The following is a 23,165-nucleotide window of genomic DNA, read 5'->3' on the forward strand; positions in this document are numbered from 1 at the left end:
TGCCCTATCGATGAGAGCGGGGGCCAGTGCCCCCGTTTCGTCATCCTGTCAGGCTGATGTAACCCGTATCTTTTTGATTCATCTGAAGGTGAACTGCCGATGTTGGTTGTTAACAATCCTGCCGCTCTGCGTGAGCAGATCTCTCAATGGCGCCGTGAAGGGCGTGCCATCGCATTCGTGCCCACCATGGGCAATCTGCATCAGGGCCACCTGACGCTGGTGAAGGAGGCGCACAGCCACGCCGAGAAGGTGGTGGTCAGCATCTTCGTCAACCCGATGCAGTTCGACAAGGCCGAGGATCTTGCCAACTACCCGCGCACTCTGGAGCAGGATTGCGCAGCGCTGGAAGCGGCCGGGGTCGATATGGTGTTCACCCCGACCCCGGAGATCATGTATCCGCAGGGGCTGGCCAGCCAGACCTTCGTCGAGGTGCCGGGTCTCTCCAATCTGCTGGAGGGGGCGCTGCGTCCGGGTCACTTCCGCGGGGTCAGCACTGTCGTCACCAAGCTGTTCAATCTGGTACAGCCAGATGTGGCCTGCTTTGGCCAGAAGGATTACCAGCAGCTGGCGCTCATTCGCAAGATGGTGGCCGACATGGCGATGCCCATCCAGATCGTCGGCGTACCCACCGTGCGGGCCGAAGACGGGCTGGCGCTCTCTTCGCGCAACGGTTACCTGACCGCTGCCGAGCGGGCCATTGCCCCCGAGCTGGCGCGCACCATGAACTGGATCGCCGAGCAGATCGAAGCGGGTGATCACCACTTGCCGTCACTGGTGGCGCAGGCCAGCCAACGCCTCGACAACGCCGGTTTTCGCACCGATGCCATCGACATCGTCGATGCAGCCAACCTCGAAGCTGCTACCGACGAGAGCGAGCAGCTGGTGATCCTGATGGCTGCTTATCTCGGCAAGGCCCGTCTTATCGACAACCGGGTTGTCACGCTACAGCAAGCCTGAGCGAGTCGCCCACAGGAGGATCTCATGTCCAAGAAGGTTTATTGCATCGCCCAATTCCTGCCGAAAGCCGGTCAGGAGCAGGCCCTGTTTCAGGTGTTGCAGGCACTGGAGCCCAACACCCTGCGTGAGGATGGCTGCCTGCAATATCGGGTAACCCGCCACATCGCCAGCCCGTTTGCCGAGGGGGAGAGCTTCCCCATCGTGTTCAACGAGATTTGGCAAGACATGGCCTCTTTCGAGGCGCACTGCCAGCGCGCCGAGATCAAGGCTTTCTTCGAGCGTTACTGTCTGGCCGACGATGGCCTGGCTGCCAAGTGGAACGTCTGCGTCTATAGCGACGAACCCGAACAGTACGACGCCCCCGTAAAGAAGTAATTCCCCCGATTGCCAGCGGACGCCTTCCCGGGCGTCCGCTGCTTTTTCACGCCTGCACTCCGGCGTTCTCCCCCGCGACCCCGCTCGCACCCTCTGTTTTCGCTGTCCACAATCGGCCCTGATGGCCGCTACAGGTGTTTATTTATGTTTACCTTGTTTGCTTCGTTGCTCTTCTGTCTGCTCTGTTTTGCCCTGACCCGGATTCCCTCTACTGTGCCGCTCTCGCGCAAGGTGCTTGCGGGTCTGTTGCTTGGTGCCCTGTTCGGACTGGCGCTGCAACTGGGTTGGGGCGCCGATGATGCCGGCGTTCAGCAGACCCTGGAGTGGGTCAATATCATCGGCGGCGGCTATGTCAGCCTGCTCAAGGTGGTGATGATGCCGCTGGTGTTCACCTCCATCCTCTCCGCCATCAACAAGCTGGAGCAGGCCCAGTCCCTCGGCAAGATCAGCGCTGTGTTGATCGGCTCCATGCTGACCCTGGTGATGATCGCCGGTGTGGTGGGGATGACCATCACCCACCTGAGCGGTCTCACCGCAGCCGGGTTGTTGAGTCACGGCAGCGATACGGCAGCCCTGCAACAGAGTATGAGCACCATCGACAGTGCCCAGACTCTGCCTGCCCTGCTACTCTCGCTGGTGCCCACCAACTTTGCCGCCGATATGGCGGGTAGCCGCGGCCTCTCGGTGATCGGCGTAGTGATCTTTACCGTGCTGGCCGGGGTTGCCCTGCTGCAGTTGAAGGCGGAGCATCCAGAGGCCGGTGCTCGCGCCGCCGTGGCCATCGACACCCTGCAACTGTGGGTGATGAAGATGGTGCGGGTGGTGATTGCGCTCACCCCCTATGGGGTGATGGCGCTGATCGCCCGGGTGGTGGCCCACTATCCCCTGAGCGAGATCCTCAGCCTGCTCGGCTTTATCCTGGTCTGCTACGTCGCCATTCTGGCGATGTTTGCGGTGCACATGGTGATCCTGTTGCTGATCGGCCAGAACCCGCTGCACTATATTCGGGACGTGTGGGGCGTGCTCACCTTCGCCTTTATCTCCCGCAGCAGCGCCGCCTCCATTCCGCTCAGCATCGAGACCCAGCAGCGCCTTGGGGTGCCCGCCAGCATCGCCAACTTCGCCGCCTCGTTCGGTGCCAACCTCGGCCAGAACGGCTGCGCTGGCATCTATCCGGCCATGATGGTGGCGATGATTGCCCCCATGCTCGGCATCAACCCTTTTGACCCCCTGTTCCTGCTAACCCTGCTGCCGGTGATTGCGCTGGGCTCCATCGGAGTGGCTGGCGTCGGCGGTGGCGGTACCTTCGCCGCGCTTATCGTGCTCTCCACCCTCAACTTCCCCATCGCGCTGGTGGGGGTGATGATCGCCATCGAGCCGCTGGTGGACATGGGCCGTACTGCTCTCAACGTCAATGGCTCCATCATGGCGGCGATGATCACCAAGCGGTTGCTGGGCAAGCAGCCGCTGGCCAACGTGGAGACGGTGCAGACGCAGGCCGCCAGCTAACTCCGAGTGTTGCCCAATATGAAAGAAGCCCGCAGCTGCGGGCTTCTTTATGTCGACTGTGTTGTCTTGTGAGCAGACGCAGTTACTCGGCAGAGACGGGGTAACCGGCGCCTTTCCAGGCGAAGATGCCGCCAGGCACCCGATAGACCTGTTGATAGCCCTGAGTCACCGCCCAAGCGGCAGCGTTGTGGCTGCGGCCGCACTTGACGAAGCCGCAGTAGATCACCACCGGGCGGGACTTGTCTTCACCCAGCAGCGCCTGGAACTGCTCCGCCGTGCCGCTCCCTTCGACGATTTCGCTCCAGTTGTCGCCGGACTTGGCCTCCTTCACAAAGACAAAGTTTTTGGCGCCCGGAATGTGCTCTTTCTTGTAGGAGTCCTCATAGGGCATGGTGTCGATGATCACCAGCTCTTCGCCCTTGTCCATCCGGGTCTTCAGCTCGGCAACGGTCAGCAGCTGATAGCCCCCCTGCTGCGCCTCCTGTGCCAGTTGCACCGCCGATTGTTCCAGCTTCACCTCCTGCTCGAACTGGTTGTCGCCACAGCCTGCGAGAGCAAAGCTGGCGGCGATCAGCGAGGCTACCAGGGTGCGGGATCGCAATGTCATCATGTCACTACTCCTTTGGAACGGGAAAAACGGGGCGGGAAGTTCGCAGCAGGGCGCCCGCAAGCGTCAGTAGCAGCAGATCCCGCACAATGGCCTCCGGCAGCGAACTGAGATCAGCCCTGCCAAGACAGCCGCAAGAGATGTCGAGCCCGATGGCAATGCCATAGCCCAACACCGGAATAAACAGGGCGAGCAGCCCGATCACCAGCCACAATCCCCAGCGCCGGTTGGCGATGACTGCAAGCCCGGCGCAGAGCTCAAGGGCAATCAGCCCCCAGGCCACGAACGGGATCAGCGGTGGCCAGATCAGCCCGAAGGCCGCGATCTGTTCGACAAACAGGGCGGGGGATACCAGCTTGAACCCGGCCGAGGCGAGAAAGAATCCCCCCAGCGCCAGATTGGCCAGCATGCGCAGATAAACAGCCATGGGATAGCTCTTTATCATCCATGACTCCGACTGCCAGCCACAGGCGTTTGCTTCGCCATGTCCGGGCTATTGGCCGGATAGCGGGCCAGCTCCTGATAGTCGCCGTCCGCTTCGCAGCGAAAGACGGCGGCGGTTTCACCGCTCTGGCACCACTGCTGCCACTCGTCTGGCGGGCAGTGGAGGCGAATGGCGAGGCCACAGCCGGCGCTAAGCAGGCGCGGCACATCGCAGACCCGAAACGCCTGGCCGTGCTGCTCCAGCCGTTTGCGCAGCCTGACCGTGCCGAGGGTGGAGTGGAACAGGTAGAGAAACTCCTGATTCATGATTTGCCTCCCGTGCTGGCGCGGGCGCCGAACAGGGCGGCCCCCAGCGCACCGGCAAACTGGGCATCCGGGTGGGTGGCGACCTCACAGCCCAATCCTTGCGCCAGATAGTGGCGGAAGGTGGCGCAGTGGCTGACTCCGCCGGTAAAGAGCACGCTCGGTCGGGCGCCGAGGCGGCCGATAAAGTTGGCGCTGCGCCGGGCCATGGAGCGGACGATGCCGGCCAGGATCGACTCGGCGGGAATGCCCGCCGAGCGCAGGCTGATCGCCTCCGATTCGGCAAACACGGTGCACATGCTGCTGATATCGTGGGGCTCGGCCCCTTGCAGCAGTTCGTCAAGCTGCTCGACCCGCGCTCCCAGAGTACGGGTGATCACCTCGAGAAAGCGACCGGTGCCGGCGGCGCACTTGTCGTTCATCAGAAAGTCGGTGAGATTGCCCTCGCTATCGAGCTGGATCACCTTGCTGTCCTGGCCGCCGATGTCGATGACGGTGTGTACCGACGGGCAGAGCAGGCGAGCCCCCAGCCCATGGCAGGAGATCTCGGTAACCCGGCGATCGGCGAACGACGCCAGATCGCGGCCATAGCCGGTCAGGGTCAGGTGGGGGCGTTCTGGCAAATCGGCCGAGAGCTCCTCCCAGCCTTGCTCGATGGCAGCCAGCGGACGAAAGGGAGTCGGCACCAGAAAACGGCGGATGATACGCCCGCCATCCTTGTGGTCGAAAAGGATCCCCTTGGTCGCGGTGGAGCCCGAGTCAATCCCGATGGAGAGTGACACGGCGCCTCCTTACAGCATTTCGATAAAGGCGGCCAGCCGGGTGGCCAGTTGTCCCTTGTCGGCGCTGGAGTAGTCGGTCTCCACCGCCATGTAGGGGATGCCATGGCGTTCGCGCACATGGCGTTTGATGGCGAGCGACTCCACCGCATAGGTGTGGCAAGCCTGCAGGATCACATCGATCACCCCGTCAGCCTGATACTCCTCCACCATCTGGCTCAGCAGATTCATGCGCTGGTGGTTGGGGGAGATACAGGAGCAACCGATAGCCAGATACTTGTCGGTCAGCGCATCGAACGGGTCACCCTGTTCGCTCACGCACTGCTCGGTCGCCTTGGCGCCGGTGCAGTTCTCGTAACCTACTACCCAGCCGCCGTGCTCCTCGATGAGACGCACCACCTTGTCGGCGGCGCCGCCGATGGGGCAGCCGGTGATGAGGATGCGCGGACGGGCGTCGAGCCGCTTACCCTCGGCATACTCGGCCTTGATGCGGCGGGTCATCTCCTGCAGCTCGCTGATGAGCAGCTCCTTATCGAAGCGGAAGGTGGCGCCATAGACCACCTTGAGCAGGTCGGTACCGCTCAGCGCCGGCGGGTTGAGCTGGCCCAGCCGGTAGAAATCGGCCAGCGCGCGGCGCTCGCGGTTTTTCAGCACGATGGCGTCGCGCAACGCCTGCTCGCTGATGGGATTGCCGAACTGCTGCTCCAACAACTCCTTGAAGCGGACGATCTCGCTGCGCCACAGGGTGCGGGAGGCTTCGTCATCGGCGCGGTTGGGCAACTGCATCACGTGCACCGGTTTGAACTCGGCCATGTACTCGTACATCTTCTTCTTGCCGTCACAGGTGGTTTCCCCCACCACCAGATCGGAGAAGTAGAAGTAGGGGCACTTGTCGGTCTTGCCGAAACCATAGCTGCTCTTGATCAGCGGGCAGAGGTTGCGGGGCAGGTCTTTCTCGGCCTCCTCGATGGTCTCATCGCTGGTGGAGCAGAGCGATACCACCACCGCGCCGGCGGCCATCGCCACCTCCTGCGGCATAAAGGTGCAGTAGGTGCCGACCAGGGGGAGCTGTCGCTCCTTGAGTGCCATTACAGCCAGAAAGCCCTGACGACGGGCATCTGAAAAACTATCGAATATGGCTGGCAACTCGGTGATAAGTGACATAGGCGATCCTGCCCTGATGAGAGAAATGAAGAGACGGACGAGCCATCCGTGACGGCACATCCAACCGTGAGAATTATACCTTTGGGGGTAATTCGAAAATTGCGGTGGATCACAAGGTGTCAGGTAAATCCTTAATAACAGGCAGGTTATTGAGAAGGGGGCTGGCAGGTTGAAGGGGCTACAGGGGGAATAAAAAACGGGCACCGCGAGGTGCCCGTTTTGGTCATTAGTGGCGCAGGCCGGTGCCCCTGGAGATAAGCCACCAGGCGATACCGTAGAGGGCCACGATAAAGCCGATGATGATGAGGTAGGCGGTGCTGAGCGGCACGTCGGAGATGCCGAGGAAGCCGTAACGGAACGCGTTCACCATGTAGATGATGGGGTTCACCTGGGAGACCCCCTGCCAGAACGGGGGCAGCAGGCTGATGGAGTAGAACACCCCGCCCAGATAGGTGAGGGGTGTCAGCACGAAGGTGGGGATGATGCTGATGTCGTCGAAGGTCTTGGCAAACACCGCGTTGATAAGGCCACCCAGCGAGAAGAGGATCGCGGTCAGCAGCACGGTGAAGCAGACGCTGAACAGATGGTGGATCTGCAGCGGCACGAAGAACAGCGACACCAGGGTGACGATGAGGCCGACACAGAGGCCGCGCGCCACGCCACCGCCCACGTAACCGGCGATGATGACGTAGTTGGGTACCGGCGCGACCAGCATCTCCTCGATATTGCGCTGGAACTTGGCGCTGAAGAAGGAGGAGGCGACGTTGGAGTAGGAGTTGGTGATCACCGACATCATGATGAGGCCGGGCACGATGAACTCCATGTAGGTGAAGCCGCCCATGTCACCGATGCGCGAACCGATCAGGTTGCCGAAGATGACGAAATAGAGGCTCATGGTGATGGCCGGTGGCACCAGGGTCTGGATCCAGATCCGGGTAAAGCGGCTTACCTCTTTGGCCAGAATGCTCTTGAAGGCGATGTAGTAGATGGCCAGATTCATGCTTTTCTCCCCTCTTCGACCAGATTGACGAACAGCTCTTCCAGCCGGTTGGCCTTGTTGCGCATGCTCACGACCTGCACCTGCTGCTTCGACAGTTGCTCGAACAGGCTGTTGAGTGACTGGCTCTTGTCGAGATCCACCTCAAGGGTACGTTCATCCTGCATCCGGCCGTTGAACTCCGGCACCTCAGGTACGGCAGAACCTGGCGCAAGGTCGAGCAGGAAGGTCTCGCGACCCAGCTTGCCCAGCAGATTCTTCATGCTGGTGTTCTCGATCAGACGACCCTTGTCGATGATGCCGATGTTGCGGCAGAGCATCTCGGCCTCTTCCAGATAGTGGGTGGTGAGAATAATGGTGACGCCCTGCTCGTTGAGATCCTTGAGGAAGGTCCACATGGAGCGGCGGATCTCGATATCGACCCCGGCGGTCGGTTCATCGAGGATCAGCAGTTTGGGCTCGTGCATCAGGGCGCGGGCGATCATCAGGCGACGCTTCATGCCGCCGGAGAGGGTGCGGGCAGGCATGTCGCGCTTCTCCCACAGATCGAGCTGGCGCAGGTACTTCTCGGCGCGGATCTTGGCTTCCGCCTTGGGTACGCCGTAGAAACCGGCCTGATGGGTGACAATCTGGATCACCTTCTCGAACTGGCTGAAGTTGAACTCCTGCGGCACCAGCCCGAGCTGAGCCTTGGCCTGTTCCAGATCGCTGTCGATGTCGTAGCCAAACACCTTTACCTTGCCGGCGCTCTTGTTCACCAGCGAGCTGATGACGCCGATGGTGGTGGACTTGCCCGCGCCGTTCGGGCCGAGCAGGGCGAAGAAATCCCCCTGCCTGACGGTAAGATCGATGCCTTTAAGGGCTTCTACGCCCCCCTGATAGGTCTTTTTCAGGCCGCTGATTTCCAGTGCGTTCATTGCAACCTCTGTGATGGCTGAATCCGGCTCGATACAGAAAAGGCGGCCAAGGCCGCCTGCACAGAGTAAAGGGCGCAAGGCCGCTTCACCCGTGATATTCCTGAACCTGGCTTACTCCTGGGGTACCACTTTGCCGATAAACGGCAGGTTGCGGTACTTCTGGGCGTAGTCGATGCCACAGCCGACCACGAATTCGTCCGGAATGGCGAAGCCAATCCAGTCGACCGGCACCTGCACTTCGCGGCGGGAGGGTTTGTCCAGCAGGGTGCAGATGGCCAGGGATTTCGGCTCGCGCAGGGAGAGGATCTCGCGCACCTTGTTGAGGGTGTAACCGGTGTCGATGATGTCTTCCACGATCACCACATCCTTGCCCTTGATGTCATCGTCCAGGTCTTTGAGGATGCGGACGTCACGGGTGCTGTGCATGCCGGAGCCGTAGCTGGAGGCGGTCATGAAGTCCAGGGTGATGGGCAGCTGGCACTGGCGGCAGAGGTCGGCCAGGAAGATGCAGGAACCGCGCAGCAGCGCAATCATCACGACTTCGTCAGAACCCTGATAGCGGGCGGTGATCTCTTCACCCAATTTGGCGATCCGGGCGGCTACTTCAGCCTCGGAGATCATCACCTCGACGGTGTGTTTCATCACTTACTCCCATAAGGCCAAAGGGGATTTGGCCGTTCATGAATATCAAAACCGATGATTCTACCACTCATGTTGAAGGGTGCTAGAGATACGTGGTGCTTTTATCGGCTTATTTTAATTGATAGAGTTAGCAGGCACTCAGGCATGATTAGTTAAAATACTATAAACACCATAATCAATAACTATTAGATGATAAAAACTATGGAACCACGCGCAGAAATAAGACGTCGTACCCGGCTGTCGCCGGAAGCTCGCCGCTCCCAATTGATGGAATGTGCCATCGAGGTGTTCTCCCGTCGCGGCATTGGCCGTGCAGGTCACGCCGAGATAGCCGAACAGGCCAAGGTCTCTGTGGCTACCGTCTTCAACTATTTCAACACCCGCGAGGAGTTGGTAGATGAGGTGCTGGCCGAGATCGAACGCTTTGTGAACCAGATGCTGTCGCAGGCATACGGTGACCAGGGCTCCATCTTCGACAAGATCCAGCGTCATGTACGCCTCTCTGTCGATGCCGCCTACGATCAACCGGATTATGCCGGTATCTGGCTGGAGTGGAGCTCATCGGTTCGGGAAGAGGTATGGCCCCGCTATACCCGGCTGCTCGATCACTGCCTTGAGCTGATCGCCAGCGAGCTGCAAACCGCCATGGATGCAGGGGAGATCACCAGCGTGCTGTCTGCACAGGATCTGGCCCGCTCTCTGACCGGTTTTGGCTATGTGATGATGCAGATGATCAATCAACCTCAGCGCCCGGCGCGCCAAGAGGTGACTGATTTCCTGTTCAAGTACGTGACGGCGCCAATTCAGGCTCGCTAACACGGCTTAACGAAAAAACAGCGTCACTCATTGAGTGGCGCCGTTTTTTTATGGCCGGATATGGCGGTCACCTCAGTGGTGGCCATAGCCCCAGCGGTGGGTCAGCTCATGCTCGACACCCAGATGATCGAGGATGCGGGCGACCATAAAGTCCACCAGATCCTCGATGCTTTTCGGCTCATGATAGAAACCGGGCGCGGCAGGCATGATGGTCACCCCGAGCCGCGCCAGTTTCAGCATGTTCTCCAGATGGATCGCCGAGAAGGGGGTTTCGCGGGGCACCAGGATCAGCTGGCCACGCTCCTTGATCACCACATCTGCCGCCCGCTCCAGCAGGTTGTCGGAGGTGCCGTTGGCAATGGCCGAGACGGTGCCCATGGAGCAGGGGCAGACCACCATCTGTTTGGGGGCCGCCGAGCCGGAGGCCACCGGCGAGAACCACTCCTCTTTGCCGCAGGCCACGATCTGCCCCTCCTTGGCGCCATATTGGCGACAAAGATAGGCAGAGAGCTCTTTCGGCGATCCCGGCCAATCCTGTTGCTGCTCGGTCTTGAGTACCACACGAGCCGCCGATGAGGCGAGCAGGTAGATCCGATAATCCGCCTGTACCAGACACTGGAGCAGGCGCAGGGCGTAGGGGGCGCCGGAGGCACCGGTCAGCGCCAAGGTGATCGCTTTGTTCATAGTTCGCCGTGGTAATCCTTGAGGCGGGCGATCAGCTTGTCATGAATACCGCCGAAGCCGCCGTTGCTCATGATCAGAATATGGTCGCCATCACGGCTCTCGGCTACCAACCGGTTGATCAGGGTCTCCAGATCGTTGAATACCTTGGCCGGTCGGGTCATATGGGCCGTCACCTCGCCGAGATCCCAGCCGATGTTGGGGGGCTGGAAGAAGAACACCTCGTCGGCACCATCGAAACAGCCAGCCAGCTCCTCCTTGTGAACCCCCAGCTTCATGGTGTTGGAGCGCGGCTCCAGCACCGCCAGAATGCGGGCTTCACCCACCTTGGCGCGCAGACCGCCGAGGGTGGTCTCGATGGCAGTAGGGTGGTGGGCGAAGTCGTCATAGACGCTGATGCCCGCTACCTCACCCTTGAGCTCCATCCGCCGTTTGGGGGATTTGAACTGGCAGAGGGCGGTGATGCCATGCTCTACCATGACACCGGCGTGGCGGGCGGCAGCGATGGCCATCAGACCGTTGTTGACGTTGTGCTCGCCGATACACTCCCAGTGCACCTCACCCTGCTTTTCGCCATCCAGCCACACCTCGAAGGCGGAGCCGTCATCGGCCAGCTTGACCGCCTTCCACTTGGCGTCATCCTGACCCACCAGCTCCACTTCGCTCCAGCAGCCCATCTTGCGCACGGCCGTGAGGTTGTGATCGGCTTGCGGGAACAGCACCCGGCCATTGCTCGGCACGGTGCGCATCAGGTGATGGAACTGGCGCTGGATGGCGGCGAGATCCGGGAAGATGTCCGCGTGGTCGAACTCCAGGTTGTTCATCACCAGAGTGCGCGGGTGGTAGTGGACGAATTTGGAGCGCTTGTCGAAGAAGGCGCAGTCATACTCGTCCGCTTCGATGACGAAGAAGGGGGCGGAGCCCAAGCGGGCGGAGACCGGGAAGTTGCCTGGCACGCCGCCAATAAGGAAACCGGGCTCCAGCTTGGCGTACTCCAGCACCCAGGCCAGCATGCTGGCGGTGGTGGTCTTGCCGTGGGTGCCGGCAACGGCCAGTACCCAGCGATCCTGCAGCACATGCTCCAGCAGCCACTGGGGGCCGGAGATATAGGGCAGATTGCGGTCCAGCACATATTCAACACAGGGGTTGCCGCGGCTCATGGCGTTACCGATCACCACCAGATCCGGCGCCGGATCGAGTTGGGAGGGGTCATAGCCTTCGGTCAGTTCGATGCCCTGTTGCTCGAGCTGGGTACTCATGGGGGGATAGACGTTGGCATCCGAACCGGTCACCCGGTAACCAAGCTGTTTTGCCAACACCGCCAGACCACCCATAAAGGTGCCGCAGATCCCGAGAATGTGAATATGCATACCGCTTCCTTTCGCAGTAAAGGGAAGTGCGCATTCTAGGGGGTGTTGCGGTGGTGGCACAAGCCGCACTCATGGTGAGAGACCCACAGATGCGGCACAGGAAGCAGAAATCTTGTCACTGTTCGGGCGTGCGAGGCTGGAATGGGTGGGTCGGTTTTATTTGAGGCTTGATTTCGTGTCGCACTTTCTTACAATTCTTCGGTTTTGTGACGCACCCTACAGTTTTACCATATCGCCTTTTTCCAAAGGAGAGTCCCCATGGGCAAGTTCCTGCTTTGCTATCTGGTCGGTGGTCTGGTGGCCATCAGTTGGGCTGCGTTGCCCGCTCATGGTCCCTGGGATCAGTGGGACCTCGCGATTTTTCATACCGTTAACGGCTGGCTCGGGCAGTCGCCGTTGTGGGCCGATCTGGTGGCCATCACCAATAACCGGCTGTTCGATCTGGCGGTATTGGCCTGCATGGGATTGATCCTGGCCCGCTGTTTCTTTGCCCGTGATATTGCTGGTCGTCGCCAGCTGGTGGCGATGGGCATTGTGATGCTGCTGAGTGCGCTGGCGATCAATCAGCTTGGTCATCAACTGCCGGTGGAGCGCCCCAGCCCGACCCTGATGGTGAGCGACGCCTTGCGAGTCACCCATCTCAGTGCGATCCCGACCAAGGACTCTTCCGGCGATAGCTTCCCGGGGGATCACGCCCTGTTCCTGATGATCTTCGCCGGTTTTGCCCTGCGCTATCTGCCGCGCTGGGCCGGTGTCAGTGCATTGCTGATGGTGCCGATCTTTTCCGCGCCGCGCATTCTGGCGGGCGCCCACTGGTTTACCGATGTCTATGTCGGCGCACTGGGGCTGGCGACCCTCTGCCTGCCCTGGTTACTGCTGACCCCGCTGGCGGATCGGCTGATCGCGCGAATCGTTCCCTATCTCGCACCATTGCCGTTGCTGCGCAGCCAGACCCACTGCCAGACCCACTGATTGAGCACCGCAAAATAAAACGCCCCGACATCTTGATGTCGGGGCGTTTTATTATCAGTCCGCTAGAGCATCAGCCTTGATAGCCGTTCGGGTTGTTGCTTTGCCAGCGCCAGGTATCGACCATCATCTGCTCCAGACCACGCTCTGCCTGCCAGCCCAGCTCGGCACGGGCCAGCGTCGGCTCTGCCCAGCACTCGGCGATGTCGCCCGGGCGACGGGGTTTGATCTGGTAGGGAATGGGGCGGCCGCTGGCGGCTTCAAACGCCTTGACCATCTCCAGTACCGAGTAGCCCTGACCGGTACCCAGGTTGTAGGTGAAGACGCCGGTGTCACTCTTGATGCGCGCCAGCGCTTTCAGGTGACCGATGGCCAAGTCCACCACATGGATGTAGTCACGCACGCCGGTCCCGTCTGGCGTTGGATAGTCGTTGCCAAATACCCCCAGCTCCTTGAGCTTGCCGACACCCACCTGGCTGATATAAGGCAGCAGGTTGTTGGGAATGCCGTTGGGATCTTCACCAATCAGGCCGCTCTCGTGGGCGCCGACCGGGTTGAAGTAGCGCAGCAGTACGATGGCCCAGCGCGGATCGGATTTGGACACGTCGCGCAGGATCTCTTCCACCATCAGCTTGGAGCGGCCGTAGGGGTTGGTGGCGCTGGTGGGGAAATCTTCCCGTAGCGGCACCGAAGCGGGATCGCCATACACGGTGGCAGAAGAGCTGAACACCAGCCGGAACACGCCCGCCTTGGCCATCTCTTCGCACAGCACCAGAGTACCGCTGATGTTGTTCTGGTAGTAGGTGAGCGGGATCTGGCTCGACTCCCCGACCGCCTTGAGGCCGGCGAAGTGAATGACCGATTCGATCTGGTGGTTGGCAAACAGCTGCTGCAGGCAGGCTCTGTCCAGCACATCCCCTTCGACGAAGGTGACCGGTTTGCCGGTGATCTGCTCGACCCGCTTGAGTGACTCCGGTGAGGAGTTGGAGAGGTTGTCGAGTACCACGACCTGCTGCCCCGCGCCGAGCAGCTCAACCAGGGTGTGGGAGCCGATATAGCCGGCGCCCCCTGTGACCAGTATTGTCATTTTTTTATCCCGTGTTCTGGTGAAACTGGGGGCAGAGTCTAGCGCCCCTGTCTACTTGGGAAAAGCTTGGGATACCGATGACGCCTTCACCGCACCTCACAAAAGCCTGCACCACGCCTCAATAATCGAGACTGATATCCCCTTTTGCGGTGCAGGAGCAGGCCAGAGCAACGCCGCTCTCCAGATCCTGCGCACTCAAGGTCATCACGCTCTGGCGCTCGATGTCACCTGTGATGGTGCAACGACAGCTGCCACATACCCCAGCGCGGCAAGCAGCCATTATGGTTTCGCCCGCCGCTTCCAGCGCCGCCAGCAGGGTCTGACCCGGCAGGATCTTCACCTTTTTGTCGCTTTTTTTCAGGGTCAGCCAGAAGTGGTCGCTGGTGGTGGCGGGCTCTGCTGGAGGAAGGCCAAAAGACTCCTGATGCAGCTGCTCCGGCGGCAGTCCCAGCTCAGCCAGCATGCTGCAGACCGAAGCCATATAGGGTGCCGGGCCGCAGAGATAGACATGGCGTTCGCTCAGATCCGGGGCCAATTCGGCCAGCATGGCGGGGGTGAGTCGGCCCACCCAGGGATGAGCCTTCGGCGCCTCTTCCAGTATCAGGGCATGGAGCACGCCTGAATGAGCCGCAGCCAGAGTAGCCAACTCGTCTGCGAAGATCACATCTGCTGGCGAGCGGGCGCTATGGATAAAGCGGATATCGGCATCCGGCCGTTTGGCCAGCTCGTCCCGCAACATGGCCCACATGGGGGTGATGCCGGAACCAGCGCTCAAGAGCAGTGGCCGTTTGCAAGGGAGGTTGGTCAGGTTGAAATCGCCGAACGGCCCATCCACCCGGATCTCGTCGCCCACTTGCAGGGTCTGGTGCAGATGGCGGGAGACTCGTCCCACATCCTTGATGGTGACCTGCCAGCAGGCATCCTGCGGGCTGGAGGAGAGGGTATAGGCACGGCAGTGGGGCTGGCCGTCGATCTCGGTGTGCAGGGTGATGCACTGGCCTGCCAGTACGGGAGGGAGGCTGCCAGAAAGCGGCGCCAGCTGCCAGCTCACCACGTCGTGGGTGTTCTGTTGGCGGCCAATGCAGGTGAGCGTGAGAGAGGTCATCACAAGGCTCCTTAGATTTGAAACGGTTCGAAAAACGTCTGGTGAAAAAACCGGGTCCAGAAAAAAGGCGAGCCGGGCGGCTCGCCAAACGCTTACAACATGAGGTACCGATCAGGCCGCCAGGATCTCGGCTAGGTCAGCCTCGGCCGTGGTGGTCCCTTTCAGGCCAAATTGCTCCTCCAGTACCTTGAGCAGCGCCGGGGTGAGGAAGGCGGGGGCGGTCGGGCCGGTGCGGATGTCCTTCACCCCGAGGGAGAGCAGGGTGAGCAGAATGACGATGGCTTTTTGCTCGAACCAGGAGAGCACCAGCGTCAGCGGCAGATCGTTGACACCGCACTCGAACGCTTCGGAGAGCGCCAGCGCCAACTGGATGGCGGAGTAGGCATCGTTGCACTGACCCACGTCCAGCAGACGGGGAATGCCACCGATGTCGCCAAAGTCGAGCTTGTTGAACTTGTATTTGCCGCAGCCCAGGGTGAGCAGCAGGCTGTCGCGCGGCGCCGCCTTGGCAAACTCGGTGAAGTAGGCGCGCTCGGCCTTGTCACCGTCACAGCCACCCACCAGGAAGAAGTGGCTGATCTCTCCGGCTTTGACCTTCTCAATCACCGCGGGGGCGGCCTGCATCAGGGCGTTGCGGGCAAAGCCGATGGTGATGAAGTGTTCGAGTTCGGTGTGCTTGAAGCCTTCCAGCGCTTGGGCCTTGGCGATCACGGCGGAGAAATCATCCCCCTCAAGATGGGTGACGCCCGGCCAGCCGACGATGGAGCGAGTGAAGATGCGATCCGAGTAGTTGCCCACATTCGGGTCGATGATGCAGTTGGAGGTCATCACCACGGCGCCCGGGAAGTTGGCAAACTCCTTCTGCTGGTTCTGCCAGGCGGAGCCGTAGTTGCCCACCAGATGGGGGTGCTGCTTGAAGAAGGGATAGGCCAGCGCGGGCAGCATCTCGCCGTGGGTGTAGACATGAATGCCGGTCCCCTTGGTCTGCTCCAGAATGAGTTTGAGATCCATCATGTCGTGGCCGGAGACCAGAATGCACTTGCCGGGAATGGGGGTTACGCGCACCTGGGTGGGTTCCGGGTGACCGAAGGCGCTGGTTTCACCGAGATCCAGCATTTCCATGATTTTGAAGTTGAGCTGACCGATCTCCATCGCACAGCTGAACAGCCGACCCATTTCGCTCGGATCTGTGCTGAGCCAGCTCATGATGCGGTGGAATTCGGCGGCCACCTCGTCACTCTGCTGAGCCAGCACCCGGGCGTGCTCCATATAGGCGGCGGCTCCCTTGAGGCCGTAAAGACAGAGCAGACGCAGCCCCATGATGTCCTCGTTTACCTCGTTCTTGCCCCGATTGGGGGCGGCTGGCGCGGCATGGGCAAGTTGTTCCAGCAGTTCGGCACCGGGTTCGAAGTAAGCGGAGTGTGGCAAGTCGTTCACCTGCACCGACATGGCGGTCAGACGATCGGCCAACTGCTGGCGATAGGCGAGGGCCTGATTGACGTACGCCACGATACGGGCGGAATCGAAGTTGACGTTGGTGAGGGTAGCGAAGAAGGCCTTGGGCACGAAGGCATCGATCTCGCGATCTATGATGCCCTGCTCGCGGGCGGCCAGAGCCCAGGCGCTGAGCCCCTGCAGGGTGTAGATCAGCACATCCTGCAGATCCGAGGTTTCCGCCGTCTTGCCGCACATACCTTGTGCGTAGGCACAGCCGTTGCCAGCCGGGGTACGAATTGTCTGTTCACATTGCACACAAAACATCATGCCTCTCCTAATTGGACATTTCAGTTGTCTGTTTTGTGGCGATTCTATTCCTCTCGCGAAAAACTTAATAGGCATTCAATTTGCCAATTAAGATTCCCTTGATGCAGATCAAAAACAAAAAAAAGCCGCCCAAACAGGGCGGCAAGCGGGTGGATAAAAGGAGAGACAACTCAGGTTTGCAACAGAACATAACAATCAGACGGATTGGGCCGTGGTCTGGTCAGGTGCTTCCGGCCCGGTACTTACTCAAGCCCGCATACGTACGCTGTAGCTGGCTTGGTTCACTATCAGGCCAGATAAGCGCGCAGCATCCAGACCAGTTTTTCCTGCTGCTGCACATAGTCGGAGAGGATGGAGGCCGTGCCCTCATCACCGGCTTCGGCGGCCTGGCCCAGAATACGGCGCTGGGCGACCAGCAGTTCGCGGAAGCTATCCAGCAGGGATTCGACACAGGCGCGGCCATCGTGCAGCCCTTTTTGCTCGGGGATGGCAGAGACTTTCAGGTAGTCACTGAAGCTGTGCATGGGCACGCCATCCAGGGTCAGGATCCGCTCGGCCAGTGCATCGACTTTCAGCAGCAGGTCGTTGTAAATCTCTTCAAATTTCAGGTGCAGTTCGAAGAACTGGTTGCCACGGATATTCCAGTGGAAGCCGCGCACGTTCATGTAGAGGATCTGGTAGCTGGCCAGCAATTTGTTCAACTCGGCTGCCAGGGCTTGTGATTGAGCAGTATCAAGACCAATCGGGCTTTTCATCATTCACCTCCAGATTTGGAAATCGGTTTTAAATTCTCTTTCGGAACGCAGTCAGAATAACGCCTTGCAAAATGCAGGGACAATTGCTTGTGCCTAACTGTTTGATAGCTAAAGGCTATCAAACAGTACGCTGCAGTGGGGACAATGGATGAGTATTAGGGGAAGTATTTTTCCAGCAGCGCCATCAGGATGGCCTGACACTCGCGGTCTGGTTTGCTATCGACCTTGCTGGCGCGAAAGTGGAGTTGAAAGGCGCCCATGACGGCGCGGCTCTGCTCATCCCACTGGCCGCTCCGGGGCAGGCCGTAGCCATAGCGGGCCAACTGCTGCTGCCACATGGCCGCATCCCAATCGGGCAAGGGGCTGGCCAGTATCTCGGCCACCCGATCTTCATCGGGCCAGGCGCCGACTCCGTACGTCAGATAGAGCTGGCGCCAGGGGAAGTGGGGGCCGGGATCCTGCTTGCGCTCGGGGGCGACATCGCTGTGGCCTAGCACCTGGGTCGGTGGAATCTGGTAGCGGGTGACCAGCTCCCGGCTGAGGGCGCCGACGGCAGCAATCTGCTGCGGGGTATAGGGTTGCCAGCGCCGCGCATCGGGGGCCAGCGGCTCATCTTCTGCTGGATAGCCGAGGTTGACGATCTCGATGCCAAGGGAGCTGGCATTGAGCCCGGCATATTGGTGCCAACGGCTGCGTCCCGCATGCCAGGCGCGCGCGCTGTCCGGCACCAGCTGATAGACGGTGAGCGGTGTTTTGTGGCTGTAGCGGGGGATCAGGTAGTGTGCGCTTACCTTGTGCTCCGGCTCGGTCAAGAGGCGCAGGGAGTTAGCATCATCTTCATCGGTGTAGTGGAGGATCAGAAAGGCGATCCGCTCGTTCTGGTTGGCGCTCTGATAGCGGGTCGAGAGCTGGTACTCGGACGGAGTACAACCACCCAGCAGCAGAACCAGTGGCAGAAAGAAGAGGGGAAGAAAACAGCGCCAGCGCCATCCCCCTGCTGCAGCCAAGCTGCTGAGCGTGGGAGGAGTGAGTCGCTGGCACATGTCGAAGGCCCGGTCTGGTCAGTCGCGCGGCTGGTTAGCCGCGGTATTTGGCCGTGAGACCGATCAGGAAGTTGCGCAGGATCTGATCCCCGCAATCCTGATAGTGCTTGTGATCCTTGGAGCGGAATAGGGCACTGAGCTCGGACTTGGAGAGGTTGAAGTCGGCGAGCTTGAGGGTGCCGAGCATATCCTCTTCCTTGAAGTTGAGACCGATGCGCAGCTTGCGCAGGATCATGTTGTTGTTGATCCGGTTCGGGATCACCTGGGGCGGTGCATCTTCCCGCACGCCGCGGCGGGCGATAATGAAGCCGTCGAGGAACTGGCTCAGGGCCGAGTCGGGACAGGCGACATAGCCTGCCTCTTGCTCTTCACCTTCCGCCGCCTCTTTCATCAACCAGCTGTGCAGCTGGGCGTGAGTGACCGTCAGGTTGCCCTTGGCAAACATCTCGACCATCTGGTCGTTGCTGATGGTGAGGGCGTAGCGCAGACGGCGCAGAATATCGTTGTTGGTCATGCTGACTCCTGTGTAAACGGCGCAACTTTACCATCTGGCGGCCCTCGCGTCAGAAAAAGCGGGGGCCGGTACAGTTCAGAGCAAGCTCATCAAGCTTTGCCGAGATAGCGGGGCGCCTCCTGGCGCACCAGTTCCAGCGCATCTTGCAGCTCCAGCAGCTCGGGTTCCAGCTCGCTCACCGGCACGCCGTCACGCAGCTGTTGCTCCAGCTGGGAGAGCAGCCGTTGCAGCCCCGGCACCCCGGAATAGGCACAGCCACCGTTGAGGCGATGGAGCTGGGCCAGCACCTCGCTATCTTCAATTTCGCCAGCCAGCGCGCTATCCAGCACTGGTTCCACCTCGTCGAAACTGGCCAGCAGCATGGTCAGCATCTCTCTGGCGAGATGCTCTTTCCCTGCCGCCTGCCGCACCGCCAGTGCCCAGTCGATTTGTTGGGCACCATTATTCTGGTGACGGCGATGGGCAAAGTCGGTGATGAGCTGGGCCAGCATGCTCTCGTCGATGGGCTTGGCCAGATAGTCGTCCATCCCCTGCCGGATCAGCCGCTCCCGTTCTCCGGGAATGGCGTGGGCGGTCACCGCCACGATCGGGGTGGTGGTGTTGAGGGACTGGTTGCGGATCGCCTGGGTGGCGCTGATGCCATCCATGATCGGCATCTGGATATCCATGAAGATGATGTCGAACGGCTGGCTCTGTGCCTGTTTGACCGCCTCCTTGCCGTTTTTGCACACCACCACCTGACTCACCATCTCCTTGAGCATGGCTGCGATCAGCTTGAGGTTGGCGGCGTTGTCATCCACCGCCAGCACCTTGATTGGCTGCAACTGGCGCGGCGCAGGCTGGGCGGGCAGCTTCTGGCGGCTCGATTCCGGCGAAAGCAGGGCGTGCAGCAGCTTACGATGGTTGACCGGTTTGGAGAGACAGTGCTGGGCGCCATGGGCCAGCATCGCTTCATAGAGCGCCGGCTCGTGGCTGCTGAGCAGTACTATGGTGTTCTGCTGCTGGCCGTTTAGTTTGTCGAGACGGCCGAGCACCTGCTGCGGCGTATGCAGGGTGCTGCTGCCGATGATCACCATCTCCTGCTCGCTCATCTCGGGCCAGGGCTCATCGCTGTTCAGTGGCTGCACATCGAGGTGCCACTCCGCCAACAGGGCGAGCAGGGAGGCTTGCGCGAAGGGATCCGGTTCCAGCAGCCAGAGCCGTTTGCCACGGATCCGATCCAGCGGCAGTTGATCGGTCTGGGGCAGGGGGGAGACCTCCACATCCAGACTGAACGAGAAGATGGAGCCCTTGCCGAGCTCCGATTCAAAGCGGATCTGGCCGCCCATCTGCTGCACCAGCTTCTGGGTAATGACGAGGCCCAGGCCCGTGCCGCCATAACGGCGGGAGATGGAGGAGTCGGCCTGATTGAAGGCCTGGAACAGCTGATGTTGCTGCTCTTGGGAGATGCCGATGCCGGTATCGCGGATCTGGACGTTGAGCCTCACCTTATGGTTGCCACTGCCGGTCTGCTCGATATGGACATCCACGTTGCCCTGTTCGGTGAACTTGATGGCGTTGCCGGTGAGGTTGGTCAGCACCTGTTGCAGACGCATGGGGTCGCCGGTGAGGTAGTCCGGCACATCGGCATCCACCCGCAGGGAAAGCTCCAGCTGCTTGTCGTGGGCGCTGGGGCCGAGCAGGTGCATGGTCTCGTTGAGGGTGTCGCGCAGGCTGAACGGGATATGTTCCAGCTGCAGCTTGCCCGCTTCCAACTTCGAGAAGTCGAGGATGTCGTTGATGATGCCAAGCAGGTTGCGCGCCGATTTCTCGATGGTCTGCATGTAGTCGGTCTGGCTCGGGGTCAGGCTGGTTTTCAGCAACTGGCGGGTAAAACCGATGACCCCGTTGAGCGGGGTACGCAATTCGTGGGACATGTTGGCCAGAAACTCCGACTTGACCCGCGCCGCCTCTTGCGCCCGCTTCTTGGCCATGTCGAGCTCGACGTTCTGGATCTCGATCTGCTCCAGGGTTTCGCGCAGGTCAGAGGTTGCCTGATCGATATTCTGCTGCATCTCTTCGTGATATTCGGAGAGCGCCTTGGCCATGGCGTTGATGCCGTTTTTCAGCATATCCAGCTCGCCGGTGAGCTGGCCGCTGACCCGGGTATCGAGCCGCCCCTCCCGGATCTTGTGCACCGCCTGCACCATGTTGGTGATGGGCTGGGTCACGCTCTTGACCAGCCGGAAACCAAACAGGGTACTGAATGCGACCCCGATGAGCACCATGATCACCGCAAAGAAGGTATCGCGGTACTGCAGCAGCATGGCCCGATCGGTCGCCATCTGCATCGAGATGTAGCCGATCATCGGCGGCTCTACATCGCTGGGCAGCGGGAAGCCATCCAGACTGGTTTCAGCCTGGATCGGGGTGCGCAAAATGATGTCGTCCCCCTGAAACGTCACGCTGGTCAAATCCGGAATGGGCTCGCCATCGGGCAGCCTGAGTCGGGTGAAATCCCGGTGATAGTTCGAGGTAACGAACAGCTGGTTGTCCTGGGTGAAGACAGCGATGGACTTGATGAAGGGGGAGTTCTTGCGGTGGGTCAGGCCAATCAGTCGCTTGAGGGATTCTCGACTGTGCTGGGTCATCCCGTATTCACTGGCGATCGCCAGCGGTTCGATGATGTTGATCCCCTGATCAATGAGGTTGTTTTCCAGCTGCTGGTAGCGGTGGAAGGTGAAGTAACCGGCCATCAGGCCACCGATGATCAGGGTCGGCAGGATGGTGAAGGCGAGAACGCGTGCTCTCAGGCCATATTTGGTCATACGAACAGGCCACCAGTGAACAGGGTTGGCGATAGGGTTGATGGCAATACACGGGCTCTGTGGCCGTATTTGGTCATACTATTATTCTTGTGGGACAATACCCGGCAGCAGATTCCACAATCATGACATAGCCACCTATAGGCACCAAGTTTTATGGCCCAGTTTTTCAAGCCCCAAAAGAAGTCCACCCAGCTCCAACGCATTGAATTTACGATAGACACCCTCGATCACCACTGCGTCGGTATCGGTCGCCATCAGGGCAAGGCGATCTTCGTCGAAGGGGCACTGCCCGGCGAGACCGTCAAGGCACGCATCACCGAAGAGAAAAAACAGTATGGTCACGCCGCCTTGCAACAGGTGGTGACCCCGGCGGCCAATCGTATCGCTCCCTTTTGCAGCCATTATCGCGAGTGCGGCGGTTGCAGTGCCCAGCACATGTTGGTTGCCGATCAGCAAGCCGCCAAGGCGGCGGGACTGGTCAGCCTGTTCGAGCGGTTGGGCAACATCAAGGCGCCAGCGCTGGAGCCGGTACTGACCGGTGAAGATCGTGCCTATCGCCGGGTCTGTCGTCTGGCCATCAAATTTGACAAGAACGGTCGCTGCACCCGGGTTGGTTTCCGCCGCCGCAACAGCAACGATCTGGTGGAGATCGACAGTTGCCCTGTACTGGCCGAGCCGCTCTCTGCGCTGATTGCCCCGCTGCGTGAGTGCCTCAATCGCCTCAAGAGCCAGCGCGAGCTGGGCCATGCGGAGCTTATCCAGGCCGAGCAGGGGATCATGATGCTGCTGCGCCACACCGGCCGCCCCAATGAGGCGGATCGCGCCCTGCTGGTGGAGTTTGCAAAAGCGCAGGGGATCGACCTCTATCTGCAAGCGGCCGATGATCGCATCGAAGCGCTGCAGCAACAATTTTCCCCATCCTACTCGCTGGATGGCCTGTCTCTTGCATTTGCTCCCGGTGATTTCATTCAGGTCAACGGCCCCATCAACCAGAGCATGGTGGAGCAGGCGCTGACATGGCTCGGGGCGAGCAAGGATGACAAGGTGCTCGATCTCTTCTGCGGCATCGGCAACTTCACCCTGCCGCTGGCCCGTCAGGCTCGCGAAGTGGTGGGTGTGGAAGGTGAACTGGCCATGGTGCAGCGGGCCGAAGAGAACGCCCGTCGCAACGGCATCACCAATGCCCGTTTCTACAAAGCCGACCTGAGCGATGACATTGTCGGCATGTCCTGGGCGCGGGAAGGGTTTGATCTGGTACTGCTGGATCCGGCTCGCCCAGGCGCGCTGGAAGTGATGGGACACGTCGTGAAACTTTCCCCCAAGCGGGTGGTCTACGTCTCCTGTAACCCGGTCACCCTGGCGCGGGACAGTCAGGTGCTGGTGAAAGGGGGTTACCGTCTGGTGCGCCTCGGCATGCTCGACATGTTCCCTCACACCGGTCATCTGGAGTCCATGGCGCTGTTTGAACGGGAGTAAATGACTCATCAGTTCGGCGATGCGGATATGTAATCTGGCATGTCTGCGGCTGTTTGAGCTGGTGTGATTGGGGTAATCTAGACC

Annotated in this window: 23 protein-coding genes; 6 read left to right on the top strand and 17 right to left on the bottom strand. The window is 60.4% G+C overall.

The window, feature by feature from the left end:
- Positions 1-99 precede the first annotated feature (99 nt).
- The 3 genes from panC (at position 100) to NOM06_RS16275 (ending at position 2,841) form a co-directional block, all read left to right on the top strand.
- Positions 100-957 (top strand): pantoate--beta-alanine ligase, encoded by an 858-nt coding sequence (gene panC, locus NOM06_RS16265; protein ID WP_124241698.1) that lies wholly within the window; start codon positions 100-102, stop codon positions 955-957.
- 24 nt (positions 958-981) lie between these two features.
- Positions 982-1,332, top strand: coding sequence for a putative quinol monooxygenase (locus NOM06_RS16270; protein ID WP_041210222.1), 351 nt, complete (start codon positions 982-984; stop codon positions 1,330-1,332).
- Between the two features lie 144 nt (positions 1,333-1,476).
- Positions 1,477-2,841, top strand: coding sequence for a cation:dicarboxylate symporter family transporter (locus NOM06_RS16275; RefSeq protein WP_255912353.1), 1,365 nt, complete (start codon positions 1,477-1,479; stop codon positions 2,839-2,841).
- An 82-nt stretch (positions 2,842-2,923) separates the two neighbouring features.
- Here NOM06_RS16275 and NOM06_RS16280 read toward each other — a convergent pair whose 3' ends face one another.
- The 8 genes from NOM06_RS16280 to hpt all read right to left on the bottom strand — a co-directional run bounded on the left by NOM06_RS16280 (position 2,924) and on the right by hpt (position 8,694).
- Entirely contained in the window at positions 2,924-3,451 is a 528-nt protein-coding gene (locus tag NOM06_RS16280) for a rhodanese-like domain-containing protein (RefSeq protein ID WP_021229550.1), read from the bottom strand.
- 4 nt (positions 3,452-3,455) lie between these two features.
- The gene (locus NOM06_RS16285) at positions 3,456-3,875 is read right to left on the bottom strand and encodes a MauE/DoxX family redox-associated membrane protein (protein ID WP_255912354.1); all 420 of its coding nucleotides are present in this window, start codon (positions 3,873-3,875) and stop codon (positions 3,456-3,458) included.
- Positions 3,876-3,889: 14 nt separating this feature from the next.
- A complete protein-coding gene (locus tag NOM06_RS16290) occupies positions 3,890-4,198 on the bottom strand; it encodes a DUF3343 domain-containing protein (RefSeq protein ID WP_255912355.1) in 309 nt (102 codons plus the stop codon).
- Positions 4,195-4,977 (bottom strand): acyl-CoA dehydratase activase, encoded by a 783-nt coding sequence (locus NOM06_RS16295; RefSeq protein WP_255912357.1) that lies wholly within the window; start codon positions 4,975-4,977, stop codon positions 4,195-4,197. Before NOM06_RS16295 ends, NOM06_RS16290 begins: the two co-directional genes overlap by 4 nt.
- Before the next feature lie 9 nt (positions 4,978-4,986).
- Positions 4,987-6,138: a double-cubane-cluster-containing anaerobic reductase gene (locus NOM06_RS16300; protein ID WP_255912359.1), complete on the bottom strand. Its 1,152-nt coding sequence runs from the start codon at positions 6,136-6,138 to the stop codon at positions 4,987-4,989.
- A gap of 226 nt (positions 6,139-6,364) precedes the next feature.
- A complete protein-coding gene (locus NOM06_RS16305; RefSeq protein WP_255912361.1) occupies positions 6,365-7,138 on the bottom strand; it encodes an ABC transporter permease in 774 nt (257 codons plus the stop codon).
- Positions 7,135-8,052: an ABC transporter ATP-binding protein gene (locus NOM06_RS16310; RefSeq protein WP_042052377.1), complete on the bottom strand. Its 918-nt coding sequence runs from the start codon at positions 8,050-8,052 to the stop codon at positions 7,135-7,137. The genes NOM06_RS16305 and NOM06_RS16310 overlap by 4 nt, the downstream gene beginning before the upstream one ends.
- A 111-nt stretch (positions 8,053-8,163) precedes the next feature.
- Positions 8,164-8,694 (bottom strand): hypoxanthine phosphoribosyltransferase, encoded by a 531-nt coding sequence (gene hpt / locus NOM06_RS16315; RefSeq protein WP_005335618.1) that lies wholly within the window; start codon positions 8,692-8,694, stop codon positions 8,164-8,166.
- A gap of 201 nt (positions 8,695-8,895) precedes the next feature.
- Between hpt and NOM06_RS16320 the strand changes: the two genes are divergently transcribed.
- Complete coding sequence (locus NOM06_RS16320) at positions 8,896-9,510, top strand: TetR/AcrR family transcriptional regulator (RefSeq protein ID WP_042079938.1); 615 nt, start codon at positions 8,896-8,898, stop codon at positions 9,508-9,510.
- 72 nt (positions 9,511-9,582) lie between these two features.
- On the opposite strand, the gene NOM06_RS16325 is transcribed toward NOM06_RS16320, so the two are convergent.
- Together NOM06_RS16325 and mpl are read right to left on the bottom strand one after the other, a co-directional pair.
- Positions 9,583-10,194, bottom strand: coding sequence for a flavin prenyltransferase UbiX (locus NOM06_RS16325; protein WP_124928573.1), 612 nt, complete (start codon positions 10,192-10,194; stop codon positions 9,583-9,585).
- Positions 10,191-11,561 (bottom strand): UDP-N-acetylmuramate:L-alanyl-gamma-D-glutamyl-meso-diaminopimelate ligase, encoded by a 1,371-nt coding sequence (gene mpl / locus NOM06_RS16330; protein ID WP_255912363.1) that lies wholly within the window; start codon positions 11,559-11,561, stop codon positions 10,191-10,193. Before mpl ends, NOM06_RS16325 begins: the two co-directional genes overlap by 4 nt.
- A 258-nt stretch (positions 11,562-11,819) precedes the next feature.
- Here mpl and NOM06_RS16335 point away from each other — a divergent pair, with 258 nt between their 5' ends.
- Positions 11,820-12,533 carry a phosphatase PAP2 family protein gene (locus tag NOM06_RS16335; RefSeq protein WP_255912365.1) on the top strand — a complete coding sequence of 238 codons (714 nt, stop codon included), beginning with the start codon at positions 11,820-11,822 and terminating at the stop codon, positions 12,531-12,533.
- A 70-nt stretch (positions 12,534-12,603) separates the two neighbouring features.
- Here the strand turns inward: NOM06_RS16335 and galE are convergent, their stop codons facing one another.
- From galE to barA, 7 genes are all read right to left on the bottom strand, one after another.
- Positions 12,604-13,617, bottom strand: a complete 1,014-nt coding sequence (galE, locus tag NOM06_RS16340; RefSeq protein ID WP_255912367.1) for a UDP-glucose 4-epimerase GalE — start codon at positions 13,615-13,617, stop codon at positions 12,604-12,606.
- A 118-nt stretch (positions 13,618-13,735) separates the two neighbouring features.
- Positions 13,736-14,722 carry a hybrid-cluster NAD(P)-dependent oxidoreductase gene (locus NOM06_RS16345; RefSeq protein WP_255912369.1) on the bottom strand — a complete coding sequence of 329 codons (987 nt, stop codon included), beginning with the start codon at positions 14,720-14,722 and terminating at the stop codon, positions 13,736-13,738.
- Positions 14,723-14,833: 111 nt separating this feature from the next.
- The gene (gene hcp / locus NOM06_RS16350) at positions 14,834-16,483 is read right to left on the bottom strand and encodes a hydroxylamine reductase (protein ID WP_255912381.1); all 1,650 of its coding nucleotides are present in this window, start codon (positions 16,481-16,483) and stop codon (positions 14,834-14,836) included.
- 290 nt (positions 16,484-16,773) lie between these two features.
- Positions 16,774-17,241, bottom strand: a complete 468-nt coding sequence (locus NOM06_RS16355; protein ID WP_005362843.1) for a Dps family protein — start codon at positions 17,239-17,241, stop codon at positions 16,774-16,776.
- A 155-nt stretch (positions 17,242-17,396) separates the two neighbouring features.
- Positions 17,397-18,284: an N-acetylmuramoyl-L-alanine amidase gene (locus NOM06_RS16360; protein ID WP_255912372.1), complete on the bottom strand. Its 888-nt coding sequence runs from the start codon at positions 18,282-18,284 to the stop codon at positions 17,397-17,399.
- 34 nt (positions 18,285-18,318) lie between these two features.
- Positions 18,319-18,798 (bottom strand): DUF1456 family protein, encoded by a 480-nt coding sequence (locus NOM06_RS16365; RefSeq protein WP_005343323.1) that lies wholly within the window; start codon positions 18,796-18,798, stop codon positions 18,319-18,321.
- A gap of 89 nt (positions 18,799-18,887) precedes the next feature.
- Positions 18,888-21,605, bottom strand: coding sequence for a two-component sensor histidine kinase BarA (gene barA / locus NOM06_RS16370; RefSeq protein ID WP_255912374.1), 2,718 nt, complete (start codon positions 21,603-21,605; stop codon positions 18,888-18,890).
- Between the two features lie 153 nt (positions 21,606-21,758).
- On the opposite strand from barA, the gene rlmD reads away from it, so the two are divergent.
- Positions 21,759-23,081: a 23S rRNA (uracil(1939)-C(5))-methyltransferase RlmD gene (gene rlmD / locus NOM06_RS16375; protein ID WP_255912377.1), complete on the top strand. Its 1,323-nt coding sequence runs from the start codon at positions 21,759-21,761 to the stop codon at positions 23,079-23,081.
- The last annotated feature ends 84 nt before the right edge of the window (positions 23,082-23,165 follow it).

It is taken from the genome of Aeromonas sp. JL9, from assembly GCF_024436075.1.
GTDB lineage: Bacteria > Pseudomonadota > Gammaproteobacteria > Enterobacterales > Aeromonadaceae > Aeromonas > Aeromonas veronii.

What these genes read in the sequence shown, in the direction of transcription:
- hpt (WP_005335618.1), bottom strand. Translation starts at nt 8,694, where the DNA reads ATGAAACACACCGTCGAGGTGATGATCTCCGAGGCTGAAGTAGCCGCC.
- NOM06_RS16280 (WP_021229550.1), bottom strand. Translation starts at nt 3,451, where the DNA reads ATGATGACATTGCGATCCCGCACCCTGGTAGCCTCGCTGATCGCCGCC.
- rlmD (WP_255912377.1), top strand. Translation starts at nt 21,759, where the DNA reads ATGGCCCAGTTTTTCAAGCCCCAAAAGAAGTCCACCCAGCTCCAACGC.
- NOM06_RS16360 (WP_255912372.1), bottom strand. Translation starts at nt 18,284, where the DNA reads ATGTGCCAGCGACTCACTCCTCCCACGCTCAGCAGCTTGGCTGCAGCA.
- NOM06_RS16365 (WP_005343323.1), bottom strand. Translation starts at nt 18,798, where the DNA reads ATGACCAACAACGATATTCTGCGCCGTCTGCGCTACGCCCTCACCATC.
- NOM06_RS16320 (WP_042079938.1), top strand. Translation starts at nt 8,896, where the DNA reads ATGGAACCACGCGCAGAAATAAGACGTCGTACCCGGCTGTCGCCGGAA.
- NOM06_RS16305 (WP_255912361.1), bottom strand. Translation starts at nt 7,138, where the DNA reads ATGAATCTGGCCATCTACTACATCGCCTTCAAGAGCATTCTGGCCAAA.
- NOM06_RS16345 (WP_255912369.1), bottom strand. Translation starts at nt 14,722, where the DNA reads ATGACCTCTCTCACGCTCACCTGCATTGGCCGCCAACAGAACACCCAC.
- NOM06_RS16325 (WP_124928573.1), bottom strand. Translation starts at nt 10,194, where the DNA reads ATGAACAAAGCGATCACCTTGGCGCTGACCGGTGCCTCCGGCGCCCCC.
- NOM06_RS16335 (WP_255912365.1), top strand. Translation starts at nt 11,820, where the DNA reads ATGGGCAAGTTCCTGCTTTGCTATCTGGTCGGTGGTCTGGTGGCCATC.
- NOM06_RS16275 (WP_255912353.1), top strand. Translation starts at nt 1,477, where the DNA reads ATGTTTACCTTGTTTGCTTCGTTGCTCTTCTGTCTGCTCTGTTTTGCC.
- hcp (WP_255912381.1), bottom strand. Translation starts at nt 16,483, where the DNA reads ATGTTTTGTGTGCAATGTGAACAGACAATTCGTACCCCGGCTGGCAAC.
- NOM06_RS16355 (WP_005362843.1), bottom strand. Translation starts at nt 17,241, where the DNA reads ATGAAAAGCCCGATTGGTCTTGATACTGCTCAATCACAAGCCCTGGCA.
- NOM06_RS16310 (WP_042052377.1), bottom strand. Translation starts at nt 8,052, where the DNA reads ATGAACGCACTGGAAATCAGCGGCCTGAAAAAGACCTATCAGGGGGGC.
- NOM06_RS16300 (WP_255912359.1), bottom strand. Translation starts at nt 6,138, where the DNA reads ATGTCACTTATCACCGAGTTGCCAGCCATATTCGATAGTTTTTCAGAT.
- NOM06_RS16270 (WP_041210222.1), top strand. Translation starts at nt 982, where the DNA reads ATGTCCAAGAAGGTTTATTGCATCGCCCAATTCCTGCCGAAAGCCGGT.
- barA (WP_255912374.1), bottom strand. Translation starts at nt 21,605, where the DNA reads ATGACCAAATATGGCCTGAGAGCACGCGTTCTCGCCTTCACCATCCTG.
- mpl (WP_255912363.1), bottom strand. Translation starts at nt 11,561, where the DNA reads ATGCATATTCACATTCTCGGGATCTGCGGCACCTTTATGGGTGGTCTG.
- NOM06_RS16285 (WP_255912354.1), bottom strand. Translation starts at nt 3,875, where the DNA reads ATGGCTGTTTATCTGCGCATGCTGGCCAATCTGGCGCTGGGGGGATTC.
- panC (WP_124241698.1), top strand. Translation starts at nt 100, where the DNA reads ATGTTGGTTGTTAACAATCCTGCCGCTCTGCGTGAGCAGATCTCTCAA.
- NOM06_RS16290 (WP_255912355.1), bottom strand. Translation starts at nt 4,198, where the DNA reads ATGAATCAGGAGTTTCTCTACCTGTTCCACTCCACCCTCGGCACGGTC.
- galE (WP_255912367.1), bottom strand. Translation starts at nt 13,617, where the DNA reads ATGACAATACTGGTCACAGGGGGCGCCGGCTATATCGGCTCCCACACC.